This is a genomic window from Flavobacterium ammonificans (assembly GCF_020885975.1).
Taxonomy (GTDB): Bacteria; Bacteroidota; Bacteroidia; order Flavobacteriales; family Flavobacteriaceae; genus Flavobacterium; species Flavobacterium ammonificans.
Window position 1 is genome coordinate 695,727 of sequence record NZ_AP025183.1, and the last position, 17,019, is coordinate 712,745.

18 protein-coding genes are annotated in these 17,019 nt (G+C 34.1%); 12 read left to right on the forward strand and 6 right to left on the reverse strand.

Annotated features, from left to right (window positions below; genetic code table 11):
- The first annotated feature begins 11 nt into the window (after positions 1 to 11).
- From LPC23_RS03130 to LPC23_RS03145, 4 genes are all read left to right on the forward strand, one after another.
- On the forward strand, positions 12 to 290 hold the full coding sequence (locus tag LPC23_RS03130; protein WP_229331025.1) for a hypothetical protein: 279 nt from the start codon (positions 12 to 14) through the stop codon (positions 288 to 290).
- A gap of 167 nt (positions 291 to 457) precedes the next feature.
- Positions 458 to 850, forward strand: a complete 393-nt coding sequence (locus LPC23_RS03135; RefSeq protein ID WP_229326470.1) for a putative quinol monooxygenase — start codon at positions 458 to 460, stop codon at positions 848 to 850.
- A gap of 146 nt (positions 851 to 996) precedes the next feature.
- Positions 997 to 2,112 carry a PQQ-dependent sugar dehydrogenase gene (locus LPC23_RS03140; RefSeq protein ID WP_229331026.1) on the forward strand — a complete coding sequence of 372 codons (1,116 nt, stop codon included), beginning with the start codon at positions 997 to 999 and terminating at the stop codon, positions 2,110 to 2,112.
- A 1-nt stretch (position 2,113) separates the two neighbouring features.
- Positions 2,114 to 2,557, forward strand: coding sequence for a c-type cytochrome (locus LPC23_RS03145; RefSeq protein ID WP_229326474.1), 444 nt, complete (start codon positions 2,114 to 2,116; stop codon positions 2,555 to 2,557).
- Between the two features lie 20 nt (positions 2,558 to 2,577).
- On the opposite strand, the gene LPC23_RS03150 is transcribed toward LPC23_RS03145, so the two are convergent.
- The 3 genes from LPC23_RS03150 to LPC23_RS03160 all read right to left on the reverse strand — a co-directional run bounded on the left by LPC23_RS03150 (position 2,578) and on the right by LPC23_RS03160 (position 5,929).
- Complete coding sequence (locus tag LPC23_RS03150; protein ID WP_229331027.1) at positions 2,578 to 4,665, reverse strand: TonB-dependent receptor family protein; 2,088 nt, start codon at positions 4,663 to 4,665, stop codon at positions 2,578 to 2,580.
- A 166-nt stretch (positions 4,666 to 4,831) separates the two neighbouring features.
- Positions 4,832 to 5,074: a hypothetical protein gene (locus tag LPC23_RS03155; protein WP_229331028.1), complete on the reverse strand. Its 243-nt coding sequence runs from the start codon at positions 5,072 to 5,074 to the stop codon at positions 4,832 to 4,834.
- Between the two features lie 12 nt (positions 5,075 to 5,086).
- Entirely contained in the window at positions 5,087 to 5,929 is an 843-nt protein-coding gene (locus LPC23_RS03160; protein ID WP_229331029.1) for a M50 family metallopeptidase, read from the reverse strand.
- Positions 5,930 to 6,238: 309 nt separating this feature from the next.
- On the opposite strand from LPC23_RS03160, the gene LPC23_RS03165 reads away from it, so the two are divergent.
- The 3 genes from LPC23_RS03165 to LPC23_RS03175 all read left to right on the forward strand — a co-directional run bounded on the left by LPC23_RS03165 (position 6,239) and on the right by LPC23_RS03175 (position 7,864).
- Positions 6,239 to 6,619 (forward strand): helix-turn-helix domain-containing protein, encoded by a 381-nt coding sequence (locus LPC23_RS03165; RefSeq protein ID WP_229331030.1) that lies wholly within the window; start codon positions 6,239 to 6,241, stop codon positions 6,617 to 6,619.
- A 153-nt stretch (positions 6,620 to 6,772) separates the two neighbouring features.
- The gene (locus tag LPC23_RS03170) at positions 6,773 to 7,555 is read left to right on the forward strand and encodes a helix-turn-helix domain-containing protein (protein WP_229331031.1); all 783 of its coding nucleotides are present in this window, start codon (positions 6,773 to 6,775) and stop codon (positions 7,553 to 7,555) included.
- 66 nt (positions 7,556 to 7,621) lie between these two features.
- Positions 7,622 to 7,864: a hypothetical protein gene (locus LPC23_RS03175; RefSeq protein ID WP_229326478.1), complete on the forward strand. Its 243-nt coding sequence runs from the start codon at positions 7,622 to 7,624 to the stop codon at positions 7,862 to 7,864.
- Positions 7,865 to 7,872: 8 nt separating this feature from the next.
- Here the strand turns inward: LPC23_RS03175 and LPC23_RS03180 are convergent, their stop codons facing one another.
- Positions 7,873 to 8,391 carry a GNAT family N-acetyltransferase gene (locus tag LPC23_RS03180; RefSeq protein WP_229331032.1) on the reverse strand — a complete coding sequence of 173 codons (519 nt, stop codon included), beginning with the start codon at positions 8,389 to 8,391 and terminating at the stop codon, positions 7,873 to 7,875.
- Between the two features lie 55 nt (positions 8,392 to 8,446).
- Here LPC23_RS03180 and LPC23_RS03185 point away from each other — a divergent pair, with 55 nt between their 5' ends.
- From LPC23_RS03185 to LPC23_RS03205, 5 genes are all read left to right on the forward strand, one after another.
- Positions 8,447 to 9,013 carry a DapH/DapD/GlmU-related protein gene (locus LPC23_RS03185; protein WP_229331033.1) on the forward strand — a complete coding sequence of 189 codons (567 nt, stop codon included), beginning with the start codon at positions 8,447 to 8,449 and terminating at the stop codon, positions 9,011 to 9,013.
- A gap of 1 nt (position 9,014) precedes the next feature.
- A complete protein-coding gene (locus LPC23_RS03190; RefSeq protein WP_229331034.1) occupies positions 9,015 to 9,296 on the forward strand; it encodes a hypothetical protein in 282 nt (93 codons plus the stop codon).
- A gap of 117 nt (positions 9,297 to 9,413) precedes the next feature.
- Complete coding sequence (locus tag LPC23_RS03195; RefSeq protein WP_229331035.1) at positions 9,414 to 9,758, forward strand: hypothetical protein; 345 nt, start codon at positions 9,414 to 9,416, stop codon at positions 9,756 to 9,758.
- A gap of 74 nt (positions 9,759 to 9,832) precedes the next feature.
- Positions 9,833 to 12,214, forward strand: a complete 2,382-nt coding sequence (locus tag LPC23_RS03200; protein WP_229331036.1) for a TonB-dependent receptor — start codon at positions 9,833 to 9,835, stop codon at positions 12,212 to 12,214.
- Positions 12,215 to 12,227: 13 nt separating this feature from the next.
- Positions 12,228 to 12,791, forward strand: a complete 564-nt coding sequence (locus LPC23_RS03205; RefSeq protein WP_229331037.1) for a type 1 periplasmic binding fold superfamily protein — start codon at positions 12,228 to 12,230, stop codon at positions 12,789 to 12,791.
- A 52-nt stretch (positions 12,792 to 12,843) separates the two neighbouring features.
- Here LPC23_RS03205 and LPC23_RS03210 read toward each other — a convergent pair whose 3' ends face one another.
- The gene (locus tag LPC23_RS03210; RefSeq protein WP_229331038.1) at positions 12,844 to 13,449 is read right to left on the reverse strand and encodes a response regulator; all 606 of its coding nucleotides are present in this window, start codon (positions 13,447 to 13,449) and stop codon (positions 12,844 to 12,846) included.
- A 19-nt stretch (positions 13,450 to 13,468) separates the two neighbouring features.
- Positions 13,469 to 16,306 (reverse strand): ligand-binding sensor domain-containing protein, encoded by a 2,838-nt coding sequence (locus tag LPC23_RS03215; RefSeq protein ID WP_229331039.1) that lies wholly within the window; start codon positions 16,304 to 16,306, stop codon positions 13,469 to 13,471.
- Between the last annotated feature and the right edge of the window lie 713 nt (positions 16,307 to 17,019).

Genomic DNA, 17,019 nt, shown 5'->3' on the forward strand with positions numbered 1-17,019 from the left:
AATTAGAAATTATGATGAATAAAAAATGGAGTGTTTACTCTCCCTTATTATTGTTGCTTTTCCCATTTATAGGAACATTGGTATCCAATGAAGTCAATTGGAGTTTTTTTGACTTCATTGTTATGGGTATGCTTATTTTGTTGGTAAGTTTTGGAATCAAGCAAATCATCAAAAGGACTAATTCGATGCATTATCGAATTCTTTTGATTGGGTCAATTTTACTAATATTTTTATTAGTATGGGCGGAATTAGCGGTTGGAATTTTTGGAACTCCTTTTACAGGAAATTAGTTACAATTAATTGACCTTCTTGTTATTTTATTCGAAGCTCAATATTTAATTTGTTGATTTTCAATTACTAAACCATTGTGTTAAAGTTGCATTTTTTGCTCTTTGGCGGAGCAAAGAACACTTCGAAATCTAAAAAAAGAGGTTACTTTTGTAGTCTAACCTTTTTTATGATGAAGCGAATTCTACTTACTATCCTATTTTTGAGTTTATTGAACAACATGTGTTTCTCAACATACGCACAAGAAAACCCGGCGATGTATCGAATAGCCAAAATCAAAGTCGATGCGAAGCAACTAGACCTTTACCAAGTTGCTTTAAATGAGCAAATGAATACTGCCATACAATTGGAGCCAGGGGTGTTATCGTATACGGTTGTCGCTGATAAAAAAGATGCGAGCTCCATAACAATTTTTGAAGTGTATGCGAGCCTTGAAGCCTATCAATCACATATTGCAACCCCTCATTTTAAAAAATACAAAGAAACGGTTAAGGACATGGTTTTGTCTTTAGAGCTAATAGATACCAAATTAGTTGCGAGATTACAAAAAGAAGAGTATTAATTGATGCATTATAAATTTTTCAAAAAGCCTTTACAGCAATCTAAGGGCTTTTTTTGTTTTTAGTATTTATGAAACCATTTTATTCAACCTTTTTAGTATCTTCGATAGGAATAATTCACAAAAACAAACTTTACTAAACCGAAAGCATGAATAAATTGACACCCCTACTACTTTTTTTCCTATTCGTTAGTTCCATAGCACAAGTAAAAACTAACCTTCCACCAATTCAAGAGGAGGTAAAAAACTATGCTTTAGAAACAGTAGCTTCAGGCATTTCAATACCTTGGGGAATGGCTTGGCTTCCTGGAGGAGCAATGTTAGTTACCGAAAAAAGCGGTATTTTATATCAAATTGAAAACGGGGTAAAAACGGAAATTAAAAACGTTCCTAAAGTATACAATAGAGGACAGGGAGGGTTACTTGATATTGCTTTACATCCCAACTATGCCCAAAATGGATGGATTTATATAACATATGCTTCTTCTGAAGGAGAAGGAGAAGGCGGAAACACCCAACTCATTCGCGCCAAATTGCAAAATGGGGGCTTAACACAAATTGAAACCTTATACAAAGCAGGCCCAAATACGACTAAAGGACAGCACTTTGGCTCCCGAATTATTTTTGACAAAGAGGGGTTTCTCTATTTTTCAGTTGGAGATAGAGGGAATCATTTTGTAAACCCACAAGACATCACTCGTGATAGTGGAAAAATATACCGATTGCATGACGATGGAAGTATTCCTAAAGACAATCCTTTTGTAGGGCAAAAGGATGCCAAAGAAGCCATTTATTCGTATGGCCATAGAAATCCTCAAGGACTGGCACTACATCCTACTACTGGAGAGATTTGGGAACATGAACACGGACCTAAAGGAGGTGATGAAATCAACATCATAAAAAAAGCGGCTAATTACGGATGGCCATTGGTTACGTTTGGTATTGATTATGATGAAACTATTATCAGCACTCAAACAGAAAAACCAGGTATTGAAAACCCTGTTTATTATTGGGTTCCTTCAATAGCTCCTAGCGGAATAACTTTTGTAACAAGTGATCGTTATCCAGAATGGAAAGGACATTTGCTCATTGGCTCACTAAAATTTCAATACTTGGAATGGTTAAAATTGAAAGGAAATGAAATTATTGGACGTCAAAAAATCGCTACTGATATTGGTCGTATACGAAACATTGCTCAAGGACCTGATGGATTTATCTACATCGCTGTTGAAGGGAAAGGTATTCTTAAAATAATCCCTAATTAGGATGATAAAAGTTAAATACATATTAGGATTAACGGCATTGCTTTTCTATTCTTTTAATTTCTCATCAAAGGAAAATCATTCGACATTTACGAAAGTAGTTCAGGAAAAATCACCTCTGGAAAAAAGCATAGAGAGCGGGAAAGAAATTTATGCTGATTTTTGTATCCAATGCCATATGGCAGATGGAAAAGGAGATTTGAAGAATTTTCCTCCTTTGGATGGATCCAATTGGTTGTCTGATAAAATAACTCAAAGTATTTATGCGGTTAAATTTGGACAAACAGGCCCAATAGTAGTAAATGGCAAAAAATTCAATAATGCTATGCCTCCTATGGGATTGTCAAATCAAGAAGTTGCCGACGTAATGAATTACATTAGAAACTCCTGGAGCAACAAGCATAACAAAATGATTACTTTAAGCCAAGTTGAAGATGTGAAGCAATAAAGTAATTCATTACTACTTTATCAAAACAGATACGAAATGGAGAACCCTCCATAATAATTTATAGGATTACCTGGATAATAATATCGTGGCGGAGCTGCGCCAAAACCTAACGCATTAGGCACGATAGAGGCTGCATATTTCTCATTCAATGCATTGTTGACGCCGGCAGTTAATTCTGCATTTAATTTCTTAAAAATCTTAAAAGCATAGGTCGTTTTAAGATCAAGTAAAGCATAGGCTTCGGTATATTTTGTATTGGCATCATTTATGGGTGTTTTTCCTACGGTTCTATAAGACGTATTTATAATAATCCCAGATTTTGTAATAATATCTAATCCATAATTCAATTGTTTTTGGGGAACTGCGGTAAGTTGATTACCTGAATAATCGACGTTTAAATCAATAAAATCCTTAAATTTAAAATAATTTATTGCGCCTGAAAAATAAGGAGTAATTTTAAAACTATCAGATTTCACAATATTGTAATTCACTGTAAATTCTATTCCTGGGTGAGAACTCGAGCCCGCATTTAATCCAACATATTGATCTTCGGCTGTCCGTCGTGCTACTAATAAATTTTCAATTTGTGCGCTAAACAGAGCTACCTCTGTATATAATTTATTTTCCAACCAATTTCCTTTGAATCCAATTTCGTAATTCCAACCGATTTCTGGTTCCAAATTGGTATTGATTTTACCTTCTGGAGTTAAGGCTTCGGCAAATGTAGGAACTGAGAATCCTTTACTAACAGAGGTATAAATGTTTTTTCCATTGTTTACCTTATATGAAAGACCAATCCTTGGCGAACAAATTGTTCCAAAAGTATAGTTTTGAATGCTTGAATTTTGAAGTGGTTGGAATACATCTTTAAATGAATACGCGGTAGAATTTAATGCAAATCCAGTTTCTAAATGAATAGCTTTGGAAAGCCAAAACTCCATTTGTATAAAATAGTTGGAGTACTTTCTTTCTTCGTCAATGGCGCTGAACAAATTCCCTTGTAGGCTGCCTCGTCCAGGCTGTGATAGGTATAGGTTTTTATAAAGGGAATAGTCGTTTTCTTCCGAAGCAATTTCGGTACCAAAACTAAATTCGAATGGAAAAGAAAATAATCGGTCTTTATAATTAATATTTAAACGAATTCCCAAAGAACGGGTGTTTTCATCTAAAATATCAAAAGGTCTGGTTTCGTAAGCCTCTTTATAATTTGAAAAAACACTTGAATTTAATGACCATTTATTGGAGACTTGATAATCATAACCTAATCCAAATAAATACTTGTCGTAAGACTCATATCCTTGAGCTGCTGCCCATGTTGACGCTGCTTTTTTGGGGTTGTTGTTGAAGTCTTTTTCGCTTAAAGAGCTCGGGATATAAGCATTAAGCTTGGTATAAATTCCGATAAAAGATAAAGATCCATTATTTCCTAATTTTTGTTTTCCAAACAAGTTGAAATTTTCCCTGTTGTAGGAACTATTTTCTCTTGGTCCGTCAAGGTTTATATTGGAATAACTTGAAATCAAGTTTGATTTCGTATCACTGAAACCTCCAGACAATTGTTGCTGTATCAACCCAAAACTACCAAAATTGATGTTTGATTTGCCAAACGATTGCAACAATGGTGTTTCTCTTGAAAATAAATGAATTACACCTCCCATACCGGAGCCAAAACTAGTTGAGTTGGGCCCTTTAATTATTTCTATCTTTTCGATGGATGCAATATCAATATCTTCAATAACCGTCTCTCCATCTCCAGAAGTTATAGGAATTCCATCAAAATAGGCTTTTATCCTATTCGTTCCGTATTGTGCTCGAGCTCCAATACCTCGAATAGAAATTCTATTTGTATTTAATGCACCTTGCTGCATAAATACTCCTGGTATTTTATTTAAAACGGGAGTGAGTAGTATTCCATCGGTTCTATTGATATCGGCTTTGCTAATTAAAACAATGGAAGAAGCGGTGTTTTGAAGTACATTTTTGATAGGGGAAGCATCTACTATTATTTCAGATAGCGCTGTAGTGTCTTTTTTTACTTGACTATAAACAGGACTGAAGTACAACACAATATGCAAAAAAAGTAAAAGAGGAAGTGCATTTTTACGCATTAGTTGTATTTGATCGGGTTAAATAATACGCTAAGTTAGCTTTTTTTTAAATCTGAAAAAACTGAATTTACGACTGATTTTAATTCAACAAAATCAAAAAAGCCTTTACAGAAATGTAAAGGCTTTTTTGATTAATCCTATTTTTACTTGCTGTTGTAAATATTGATTATCCTCGAATCAAATTGAAAAATTCAATAAATACCATTCCAAAAACAATTGATAGGTGTGATATTAATACGATTTTTTGCCAAAAAGGTCTATCATTCCATTTTTGCTCGATATTGAACGGGTCAAATGCTAGCGCAATTCCAAAATATATCAAGGTTTGACCTATATCTTTTCGATATAGATAAATCCCCCCAAGAAGTACAAAACCTAAATAAAGAATTTTGTTAAAATTAGTTTTCATATTGAATAGTTATTAGTTGATCGAAAGACTTTTCCATATAGTTTTGGGTATACAATCTTTGTAGAGATACAAAGTGTTTTTAATTTTCAATGCAGTTTCTTCCTCACCCATTTCTTCATAATGCATGAATTCATAGTAATGTCCCCAAAATTGAATAATGGGCTCATCGTCTGATTGAATCATTTTTAAATCTTTAAGAGAGACATTTTTATAATGTGCATCAATCAATAATTGGCTTGTGGTTTTAAGAAAGACATATTCAATTTCGCCAATTTTTCCTTTGTTTAGTAGGCGTTGCATTCTTTTTCTGTCTGTAAAAAATATTCCAGATTTTGAGGGCAATGTTGTGGCTAGAAACATACCAATGCAGATAATTCCAGTTATTCCTATGCTAGAATTGAATATACTATCTGTGATGTTAAATAAAATGATGAATAGTATCCCGAAAAAAAGAGAAAATAGTGGGCCAGCTATTAAAATATAGGCGTATTGTTTTTTCAGATAAGGTGTAATTTTTTTAGGAGAGGTTGCTGCAATTCCGCCGAAAAATTGGAATTCTTTGTTAAAGTAAAATTTAACCGTATCCTCATCTCTTTTTATCCCTAAAAATGCAACTATGAATAACTGCAATTTAAATCCTTGAACTAATCCTGCTGTTAAGTGACCTAGTTCGTGAATGAAAATAGCAAAGAAAGGGCAAAGAATAATAGAACTTAAGAAAACAGCAGTTTCAACAGCAGTGTTTGGGAACAGTCTATTTATTGATTCTTTAGGTATTAAATAATAAGCACCTAGCATTATTGCCATTCCTAAAATAAGTCCAACTAAGCTATCAATTAATGTTTTATTTTTCATTGTAGAAGATCAAATTTTCTACAAAAATAGATTTTATATTTCATCTCAAATTGTATTTTTAAGACACTGAATACCTTTCAAAACAGTACTTTAGTTTGCACAATTTATAATCTAGGTCTTTTAGTTTTATAAAAACTTAACAAGCAAAAGTTGAATACCATTTAAGCATTGTAAAGGCTTTTTTAATGTAAACTTAAATGAATCTAAGTCCTATATTTATTTATGTTTTCTATTTTTGAACAGGATATGACGTATAAATGACGTTAAGATGTCTATTGGTTGTAGCATTAGTAAAATTAAATTTGTAGCATGGAATTGGGCACAAGAATAAAAGAAATTAGAATCCGTTTAACTATTTCTCAAAAAGAACTTTCAGAACAGTCTGGATTAACAATCAGAACAATTCAGCGTATTGAGAATAACGAAGTAAAACCTAGTCTTCATTCTTTGAAAGTAATTGGGGAGGTATTTAAAACCGACTTGTCTGAATTTGTTAATACATCCGAAACCAACCCCTATGAATTTAATTTAAACCTTAAAATCACAGATATGAACCAGTTTATCAATGATTTAAAAACATTAGTAAGAAACAATTGGAAAATAATTCTTTTGATCTTGCTTGTTCTCTATTTTTATTCAAATTATAATGATATTAAATTAGGGATAATGGAAGGATGGAACCGAAAATAAATTTCACAGATTTGATAAGCCTTTACAGCAATGTAAAGGCTTTATTTATAGTACTACTTTAGTTCTGCATTTTGATGAGGTTTATTTTTTTGATTAAATTTATTGCCTATTTCTTATTTTGTGATAAAAACTATAACTCCAAATTCTCCGATTTTGAAAAAGCACATTGAGTGTTTTTATATTTATGAGGGTAAATCCAACACTAGATACGCTTATGTAGCTTTTCCTCATTATAACACAGGTTTATCTTTTTTTAAAGGCGCAACCATAAAAAGAAATCAAACTAGAATAGAAATTACTGAAAGCACTACAAATGGTCTTCAAATTGAAATATTAGGCAAGTATACCTACCCTTTATTAATTCAATTGGATGGATTAATTCGAGAAATTTCTATCGTATTTAAGCCAATGGGAATTAATCGATTTATACAGGACAATTACCAATCGATTGCACCTAATTTCACTCAAGAATTTACAAATAGCGTTTGGCGTCATTTTGGAGAAGACCTTTTTACAGGGGAAGATGACTTAAGTAAATTAGAATCGTTTTTACTTTCTCAATTTTCAGAAAATCAAGATTTAATTGCTATCGAAGAGTCTCTTAAATTATTAGAAAAAGGGAACGAACAAACGACAATAGATACTATCGCTGCCAAAGTAGGACTAAACCTAAAAACTTTTCAGAGGCATTTCAATAAACATATGGGTTGTAGTCCTATTGAGTATCGAAGAATATGCAGATTCAGAAATTCTTTAACCAGTAAGCTCAATAGTTCTGAATTAAAAAATTTAACCGATATAACTTATGAAGAAGGGTACTATGACCAGTCCTATTTCATTAAGGAATTCAGGAAACTTACCAATCATAACCCGAAAGACTTTTTTAAAGCAACAAGTAAAGTGGATGGTGATAAGATAGTTTGGGAATTAAAATAGTGTCCTAAAAGTACAATTTTGAATATTTTTTTGAGTCTAATTTTGTATAAATTTAAATTCATAATTATGAAAACATCATTTAACAAATTTCTCTACATCGGATTTATTCTCGTTGGGCTATTCCAAGCCTTCTTTTCAAAAGATTATATGCAAGCCGCATCTTCTTTTGCAATTGGTTTGATTTTTGATCCGTTTGATCAAGAACAAAAATGGAATGACAGACCCACTTGGCAGAAAGCCGTTTTATTCGTTCATCTGGCCGTAGCAGCCGCATTTTTTGGCTATGCTATAGGTTGGAATGATAAATAATAAAGACATTACAACACTAACTTCATTAAGATATCGGTTTGAACTTCATTGCCAAAGATAAATTGATGTTGGTCAAAAGCGACGAAACCATTTTTGGTATAGAACTGAAGCGCGCGATGGTTTTCTTCCCAAACGCCTAACCATACATAGCTGCAAGAATTGGCTTTTGCGATAGCAATGGCTTTTTCAAAAAGGCTTTGACCTACATTTTTCCCATGGAAGTCTTGGAGCACATAAATGCGTTCAATTTCGAGCGAACTCTCATCTTGAAGTTCGGTTTGAGCAGGGCCAAAATTGACTTTTAAATAGCCAATAACCGATTCGTTTAGGGAGGCAAAATAAAATTCAGAGTTCGGATTTTCCAACTCAGCCGTCAGTTTTTCGTCTGAAAAGCTAGTAGCTAAATACAAAGCCATATTGTCTTCGGAATCGGACTCAAAAAAAGTATCATAGAAGGTTTTGCGTCCTATTTCTTGTAGTGGAACCAATTGGTCCAAGCCTATTTTTTTAATTGCAAACGAATTCATAGCCGCAAATATAAAATTTAATTGTATATATTTATCCACTCAAAAAGTATCAAATTTGAAACAGGAAAGTGGAATTTTTAGCAGAATGTTAGCGGGAGGAATTATCGATAAAAACGATCCGGACTTGCCGAAACTTTGGAAACAGGTGTCGCAAACGATCGCTTTGTCTTCGGCCTTGAATAGCGCTACAGATATCAATCAAATTAGACTCCAATTAAGCAAAATTATAGGCAGCGCTATCGATTCGAGTACCATTGTTTTTGTGCCTTTTCATACCAATTTTGGAAAACACACCACGATTGGAAAAAATGTATTCATCAATCACGGCTGTTCGTTTTTAGACTTGGGCGGCATCACTATTGAAGATGAGGTGTTGATAGGGCCAAAAGTGAGTTTAATTACCGAAAATCATCTTACAGATCCTACCAATCGAAAATCCTTGGACTTAGCTAAAATTGTGATTAAAAAGAATGCTTGGATTGGCGCAGGTGCCATTATATTGCCAGGCGTAACCGTAGGGGAAAATGCCATTGTTGCCGCTGGTGCAGTGGTCAATAAAGACGTTGCAGATAATACTATAGTAGCTGGAGTACCGGCCAAAAAAATTAAAAAAATCAACTAATATGAAGCAAGGAGTAATTACTTTTTTGAGCTGGTTTTTTGCCATCGTTTTTTCAGTAATAGGATTGATTAATTCCTTCGTTGGCAACGATCCTGAATTTGGAATTTTTATTGTATTTGCTTCTTTATTATTTTATCCACCCATTCGATTTGCGATAGAGAAAAAGCTAGGCTGGCGTATGCCAAAATTAGGGCTCACAGTTTTGGCAATTTTCATTTTGTGGTCTAGCTTAGGGGTTGGAGAATTAATAGATAAAATCCAAATGGCGCTTTCAATGCTGTAGTATTTTGGACTCACTTCTAAGCTAGAAAGTTGAAAAAACATAAAAATGCAATTTGAATAGTGTATTTAACATTAAATTATATTCGTTTATAGTATTGCAACTCTTATATTTGTCTCAATGAAAAAAGGAATTTCTGGATATAGCTTTGTATTTACGTTGGCAGTATTGGTATCAATGCTGTTTCAATCGTTGCATAAATACGAGCATATTGCACAGCAACTTCCTGAGAAGCATTGTGCCCATAAAAAAAATGCGGCTGGCGAAATAACCCACCAGCATTATTACCTTGATTTTTGTGGCACTTGCGATTTTAAAGTAAGTCATTTTGTTGTTTTTGGTTTTCCAACCATTACCTCAGATTTGACTCCTAGCTATTCGAATCCATCATTTTTCTCATCAGAGCAATTGATTTCTTTTTTCAAAGGAAGTCAATTTTCACTCCGTGGCCCGCCCTTAGTTTAAATAGTTTGTATCACAATTAGTCGTTTTCAATAATTGGAAACGCAATTAGGTTGATCTATTTTGAACAAGAAAAAATGCAAAAAAACAGCTTCATTTTCTTTTTCTCTTTGTTTGCTGTTATTGGCTTTTCGCAAAATACAGTTAGAGGGAAAATTACCAATCAGAATGGAGCACCGCTTTCCGGGAGTCATATCCACATAGGAACAAAGTCGGTGTCTTCAAATGATACGGGAATTTATTTTATCAAGCGATTACCATCGGGTGTTACGAAAGTGCACGTTTCCTACATTGGTTATAAGTCAATAGATACCGTATTGACCATCAAGGGAGATGTTGTGCTTGATTTTGCATTGCAACCACAAATGGATGAGTTGAAAGAAGTGGTCATTAAAGAGAAAGCCAATTCCGTAAATATCTCTGTATTAGAACAGAAAATTAAAGGAGAAACCATTGAGAAGTATAGCAATCAAACCTTAGGCGAGCTTTTAAAAAACATTCCAGGTGTTTCTAGTTTAAAAACCGGAAGTACTGTTGTCAAGCCGGTTATTAATGGTTTGTTTGGTAGCCGAGTGCCGGTAATTAACAATTCTGTTCGGTTAGAAGACCAACAATGGGGAACAGAACACGCTCCTAATTTTGACACAAATGCCGCAGGAAAAATTACGGTAATTAAAGGCGCTTCGGGCTTGCAATACGGCGGTGACGCAGTTGGAGGCTTGGTCATTATTTCGCCGGTAGCTGTTACTAAAGATACGCTTTACGGAAAAACCATTCTGAATTATGCGTCGAATGGAAGAGGCGGGTCTATCAGTTCCAGTTTGCATAAAGGAAACGACAAAGGATGGAGTTGGAATGCCTTAACCACTTACAAATACATGGGCGACAGAGAGGCTCCCAATTACGTCTTATCCAATACAGGAAACCGTGAATTTAATTTCTTTGGTGATGTTAAATATTCCGGAGCCCAATACGATCTGACCACCAGTTATAGTTTGTATTCGACCACTATTGGTATTTTAAGAGCTTCTCATACCGGAAATGTGAATGATTTGTTTAATTCGATAACCAATAAAGCGCCTTCAGTTGTTGCTGATTTTACTCACGATATTGGTAATCCAAAGCAAGAAGTACAACATCATTTAGCCACCACTCATTTGAATTATTATTTTGATGAGACGGCTTCGTTATCGCTTCAATATGCTTTTCAATTCAATAAAAGAAAGGAGTTTGATCTCCGTAGAGGCGATTTTAGAAACCGCCCCGCTTTGGATTTAGAATTGGCTACGCACAGCTTTAACGCGGATTATAAAAAAGTAGTTCACGATTGGATTGTTAAATCAGGAGGCTCAGCTTCGTTTCAGAATAATTTTGCTAATCCGGCAACGGGTGTCCAACCTTTAATTCCTAGTTATACTAAAATTGAATTAGGAGCTTATGGTATAGCAAGTTATGATTGGTCAGATACTTTTACCGTTGATGCCGGTTTGCGTTATGACTTTTACCAGTTGCAAGCGACAAAATTTTATTCGAAATCGCGTTGGATTGAAAGAGGATTTACAACTCTTTTTGACCATTTTATTGTGAGAGAGCAAGGCAATCAATGGCTTACTAAACCGGAATTTAATTTTCACAATCTTTCAGCAAGTTTGGGTTTTCATAAGACATTTGAAACAAATTTGGATTGGTATTTCAACCTGAGTTTAGCCAATAGAAATCCGAATCCTTCCGAGTTTTTTAGTGATGGCTTGCACCATTCGACAGGAATAATTGAGTTAGGAGATTTAGGTTTACAAAAAGAACAATCGCTAAAAATAGCGACCAGTTTTATTAAAAAATGGGATCAGTTGAGTATAGAAATCAGTCCTTTTTTAAATCAAATCCAAAACTTTATGTTTTTGAGACCCATAGCTTTTGAGACGACTATTCGCGGTGCTTTTCCGGTTTGGGAATACCAACAAACGAATGCCCGACTAACCGGAATAGACTTTCAATCGCACTGGAAAATCAAACCGAATTGGCAATACGATTTTAACCTGGCTTATGTGAGAGGCAAGGATTTGACCAATCGCACTTCTTTAATTGATATTCCGCCATTGAATTTGGGAAATACCATTCAGTTTGCCAAAAAAGCATGGCATCATTTTAAAGCCGAATTGAAGAGCGAAATGGTATTTCGTCAAAACCATTTTCCGGACAATAATTTTGTTGCCAATGTTATAGAAAATAACAGTTTAGTTCCTGTTTTGGTGGACATAAGCACGCCTCCTCAAGGCTACCATTTGCTGCATTTTTATTCCGAAATGAAGTTCAAAACCACGACCAGTTCGTCGGTAACCGCAGCCTTTTTTGTTCAAAATATGTTCAACACCACTTACCGTGACTACCTCAACAGACAGCGCTTTTTTGCTGACGAAATGGGTAGAAACATTCAAATTCAACTAAAATTTAATTATTAAAAAAATCAAAAAAATGAAAAATTTTAAATTAATTGGAATTACTTTACTAACACTAATTGTCTTTTCATCTTGTAGTGATGATCATTCACATGACCATGGAGCAAATGAAGAAGAGTTAATTACAACAGTTGTTACAACGCTTACCTCAGGAAATCAAACCATCACTTTGACTTCAAAAGACTTAGATGGGAATGGACCTAATCCACCTGTAGTTACACCTTCAGTGGATTTAACTCCCAACACGACTTATACGGGTTCTGTTACATTTTTAAATGAATCAGTAAGTCCGGCAATTGATCTTACCAAAGAAATCAAAGAAGAGGGAGAAGAACACCAATTATTTTTTCAAGCAGCACCAAGCATAGGTTCTTTTACCTACACTGATACCGATGCTAAAGGAAGACCAATTGGCTTAGCCTTTACATTAAGAACTGCTGCTTCGCCAACTACTGGTACAATAACGGTTGTATTGAAACATGAGCCAAATAAATCCGCTTCAGGAGTTGCAGGCGGTTCAATGACTAACGCAGGTGGAGCAACAGATGCCTCAGTTACTTATAATGTTGTTTTGAAGTAATTTGTAAGAACACCAATTAAAAAGGGCTATTTCATTTGAAACAGCCCTTTTTTTATACTTTGAACTTATTGAATAGTTCTGATTTACTATTGATATTCAGTTTTCTGTAGATATTTTTGATGTGACTTCGCACCGAATCGATGGATAAATTATGCCTATCAGCCACTAGTTTATAACTTAATCCGTCCAATATACCATTGGTCACATCTATTTCGCGCTTAGTTAATTTTTCTAGGTCATTTTCCTTTTTTTGAAAGTGAGACATCACTTTTCGAGCAATTTTTGGTGTCATATAGGCACCGTCATCTTTAATGGCATCAAAAACTTCTTGATAATCCATCTGAAAGCTTTGTTTGTCAATGTAGCCAATAGCTCCCAATTGAATCGCATTAAAAATCGTATCCGAATCTTCTTTAATAGAATTGATAATGATATTGGTATCAGGATATAAGGCGAGTATTTTTTTGATGGCTTTCAAACCGTTCATTTTTGGCATAACAATATCCAAAAGAAAAATAGCTGCCGCATTTGGATTTTCGAAAAAATCAACAGGATTAGCATAAATTGAATCGCACTGATAATCAGGTAGTTCATTAATTTTTTCTTTCATCAATTGCGCCATGTGAAAATCATCTTCTAGAATAATTACATTTTTCATATTTCAATTAGGGGGGACATTACGTCCAATTAAAGGTTAATTCTATAGTTAATCCTTGAGGCGAATTACAATAAAAACGAGCTTTTCCTGAGTTACGTTCGGTGCGTTTAATGATGTTTCCAATTCCGTTTCCTTTGTTATAAATACTATTGACATCGGTTAAAATACCATCGTCTGAAATGGTGATGACCAACTCAGAATCCAATTTAAAATCAAAGGTAACTTTTGATGCATTTGAATATTTTAAAGCATTGGCAGTAGCTTCAAAAAGGATTAATTTACAATCTCTAAACAATTCTGGCTTGAGGAGCTGATTCGGAATATCTTTAGTGTAATTAAATTGATAGCTAATGGAAGAATTACTAAATTCTTTTTTCAAGAATTCTAGCGTATCATCAATTAAGTCTTCAATATGGGTTTTTGTACCTGATAGTGCATGGATGGAGGTGCGGATACTAAATAAGGCTTCAGTAATTCCTTGTTTTAACTCGGTATGTTGCTGTGTCACCTCTTTTTTACTGTGGGTTGTCATTAACATTCGAGTGAGTACCGTCCCCACTTCGTCATGCAAGTCCATGGCGATTCGGTCTTTGACTACTGCTTCGGTTTTTCGAGCATGATACACGCTATATACAGTTATGCTCCCAAAAAGAATTAGGATTACCAATAAAAACACAAAAAAGCTTGTTTTATAATAGAAAGGAACCATAGCATTTATAGCAACACTTTTTTTGGTAATTAGATTTCCAAAATTATCATACATTTTAATGGATAAGGAATAAATACCATAAGGCAAGTTCGAGATACGAATCGAATTGTTATATGCTGTTACAGGTTTTTGGTTGTCAATTTGATACGTGAAAAAATTCGAATACGAAGTGGAGACATCCAGATCAGAAAGGAATAATGTTAAGTCTTCTTCCCCCGTTTGAAAAGAAATAGTATTGGAATTGGAATAATTTGTAAACTGCGCTTTTTGTTGGTTTAAAATACTATTCCTTTGAATTCCCGTAATATGAATTGTGTTTTTTTCTTTCAAATTTTCTTTCAGCCTTTCAAAATCAATGACATCGTAACTATTTAGGCCGCCAAAAATAACTTTGCCGTCAGGGAGTAAAGCAGCTGATTTATAGTTGAATTCTAAGTTGCTTAATCCATTCTTTTGTGTGAGTTGAAAAGAGCGATTATTGACAAGTTCAAATACTACAATACCAGTAAATGTGCTCGCCCACATTCGTCCTTTTTGATCATTAATTAGAGTAGCTATCGTTTTTAAAACTTTATCTTTTTTTTGTTCAAAACTAAAATTGGTCGTGTTTACTATAAACAAACCATCTTCTTCTGTTCCAAGCCAAATTTTTTGATTTTTTTTGTCGAGCTCAATAGCACGAATGGTTTTTGAGTAAGAAAAAGGGATGCTTTTCCATTTAAAACGACCCTCACTATAAGAAGCACATCTAAGTCCTTTATTGGTCCCTAACCAAATTAGTGGACCGTCTTGTGCGATAGAAAACACAATTAAATCGGGTAAAGGAGTCGTAATGGACTTTCTCAATTCAGGATAATAGACCACAATTTTGTTAGTACCTCCTAAAAAAAGCTCGTTGTTGTTTCCTTTTTCTATCACATAGAAAAATTCTCGAAGAGGAATATTTTCTAATGGTATGGGAGTTGTCTTTTTAGTTGCTATATCAAAAGAAACAAATCCGTAACTATCTGTTGTGCAGTAAATTTTCTCATTCAGTAAGCTGCTGTCGTACATGGAGTAGTTTTCAGTAGAGATATTTTTGATTTTCCCCTTAGACCAAACTGCAATTTGAGGATGTCCTAGTAGGTACATACTTTCAGCATCAATAGGGATGATTTTTCTGCGTATCCGAATCATTTCATTCTCCACAAAAGCGTTGTCATCAATCACTTTTACATAGGGCTTAGGGTTAGTTACTCGAATTAAGCCTTGATTGGTTGCTAAAAAATAGGTGTTTGCATCGAGATAGAAAAATTTTCTAATTTCAGCATTTTTTAAACCATTAATCGTGTGACTTACAAATTCTCCTTTGACTAAGCCAAAAAGAGTTTTACTTCTGGCAATATAAAAAGGCTCGCTATCTTGACTTTCAAAGTAGTTGGTAATTCCAATAGTATCTCCTAGTAAAGGGTGAAATTCAAATCGATTGTTTTTAAGTACAAATACTTTGTTTCCTGTTACATAAACCAGACCTAATTTTTTTGACACAAATAATCGTCCATACATATAAATAAAGTCGGCTGGAATTACCGCTTCTTTTATTAAACTATTGGCGTCAAGCTGAATGATTCCGTTGTGGTCGGTTAATACATATATTTTAGAGTTATATACAATCGCGTTTTTTGGAATGAAATTTTTTAAATAAATAGTTTTTTTAGGTTTAAAATCGACAAAAAGAGTCAGTTTTCCAGAGCCAAATAAAACCAAATGGCGACCTTGCTCCACCTGCATACTTTGCACCGCCTCCTGGATAAAATTTTGCATAGTTAATTTTAAACGATCTAAAATTTTGATGCCTTTTTGATTCGATAGTAGGTATATCTTGTTATGATCAATTATAATTTCATTGACACTATTGTCTTCAAAAAAGCCTTTGCAATTAATACTAGAAAACGTCACAAAATTTTTACCGTCAAATCGAGAAAGCCCATTATTTGTGGCAATCCATAAATAACCATCTTGGTCTTTTTGAATGTCATTAATCGAATTGTCTGGCAATCCGTTGACAGTAGTGAATATTTGTGTGGTTTTTTTTATAGACGCCCCGCGCGCAATAGGCACCCCAAAAGATAATGTGAAAAAGAGAAGTAAATGCGCGAGAAATCTCATGTGTTGAAATGAATTAATTATGCCAAAACTAATTAAATTTTTTTTATTGCCGCAAAGGCGCAAAGGGGTAAAGTTTAAAAGGGTATATGTTTATGGGTTTAAAAGGTTATGGGGGTTATAGGTTTAAAAGGTTATGAGTTTAAAAGGTTATGAGTTTAAAAATTGTATATCGTAAACTGTATATCGTCCCGACGCTTCGGGATCGTAAATTTTTAAAACATATAATTCATATAAGAGAATATAAGGAAGTCGGTTCGCTCAATTGAAGAGTAGTAAAGCAAATTATTCCTTGTTTTAAATTTTGAATGTTGAATAACGAATGTTCAATGTTGAAATAAAACACACCCCTAGCCCCTATAACTCTCTTTAATATTATTTTTTGGAATCGTTGAATCTTCGATTTCAAGAGGGGAACGTTTAGCTTACGTTCAGCGTATTACTTTTGAAATCTGAAATCGTTAATCTGCAATCTTAATTCGTACTTCGTACTTCGCACATCGTAAATTTTAAACCATATAAGTCATATAAGAGAGTATAAGGAAGTCGCTTCGCTCAATTGAAGAGCATTAAAGTAAATTGTTCTTGAATGGTGAACGTCTAGCATATAGAATATTCAAATTGTCACATTGCTACATTTTCAAATTATACAAAGTATATCGTACCTCGCATATCGCATATCGCATGTCGTAAATCGCATATCGTATATCGTATAT

What these genes read in the sequence shown, in the direction of transcription:
- LPC23_RS03130 (WP_229331025.1), top strand. Translation starts at nt 12, where the DNA reads ATGATGAATAAAAAATGGAGTGTTTACTCTCCCTTATTATTGTTGCTT.
- LPC23_RS03135 (WP_229326470.1), top strand. Translation starts at nt 458, where the DNA reads ATGATGAAGCGAATTCTACTTACTATCCTATTTTTGAGTTTATTGAAC.
- LPC23_RS03140 (WP_229331026.1), top strand. Translation starts at nt 997, where the DNA reads ATGAATAAATTGACACCCCTACTACTTTTTTTCCTATTCGTTAGTTCC.
- LPC23_RS03145 (WP_229326474.1), top strand. Translation starts at nt 2,114, where the DNA reads ATGATAAAAGTTAAATACATATTAGGATTAACGGCATTGCTTTTCTAT.
- LPC23_RS03150 (WP_229331027.1), bottom strand. Translation starts at nt 4,665, where the DNA reads ATGCGTAAAAATGCACTTCCTCTTTTACTTTTTTTGCATATTGTGTTG.
- LPC23_RS03155 (WP_229331028.1), bottom strand. Translation starts at nt 5,074, where the DNA reads ATGAAAACTAATTTTAACAAAATTCTTTATTTAGGTTTTGTACTTCTT.
- LPC23_RS03160 (WP_229331029.1), bottom strand. Translation starts at nt 5,929, where the DNA reads ATGAAAAATAAAACATTAATTGATAGCTTAGTTGGACTTATTTTAGGA.
- LPC23_RS03165 (WP_229331030.1), top strand. Translation starts at nt 6,239, where the DNA reads ATGGAATTGGGCACAAGAATAAAAGAAATTAGAATCCGTTTAACTATT.
- LPC23_RS03175 (WP_229326478.1), top strand. Translation starts at nt 7,622, where the DNA reads ATGAAAACATCATTTAACAAATTTCTCTACATCGGATTTATTCTCGTT.
- LPC23_RS03180 (WP_229331032.1), bottom strand. Translation starts at nt 8,391, where the DNA reads ATGAATTCGTTTGCAATTAAAAAAATAGGCTTGGACCAATTGGTTCCA.
- LPC23_RS03190 (WP_229331034.1), top strand. Translation starts at nt 9,015, where the DNA reads ATGAAGCAAGGAGTAATTACTTTTTTGAGCTGGTTTTTTGCCATCGTT.
- LPC23_RS03195 (WP_229331035.1), top strand. Translation starts at nt 9,414, where the DNA reads ATGAAAAAAGGAATTTCTGGATATAGCTTTGTATTTACGTTGGCAGTA.
- LPC23_RS03200 (WP_229331036.1), top strand. Translation starts at nt 9,833, where the DNA reads ATGCAAAAAAACAGCTTCATTTTCTTTTTCTCTTTGTTTGCTGTTATT.
- LPC23_RS03205 (WP_229331037.1), top strand. Translation starts at nt 12,228, where the DNA reads ATGAAAAATTTTAAATTAATTGGAATTACTTTACTAACACTAATTGTC.
- LPC23_RS03210 (WP_229331038.1), bottom strand. Translation starts at nt 13,449, where the DNA reads ATGAAAAATGTAATTATTCTAGAAGATGATTTTCACATGGCGCAATTG.
- LPC23_RS03215 (WP_229331039.1), bottom strand. Translation starts at nt 16,306, where the DNA reads ATGAGATTTCTCGCGCATTTACTTCTCTTTTTCACATTATCTTTTGGG.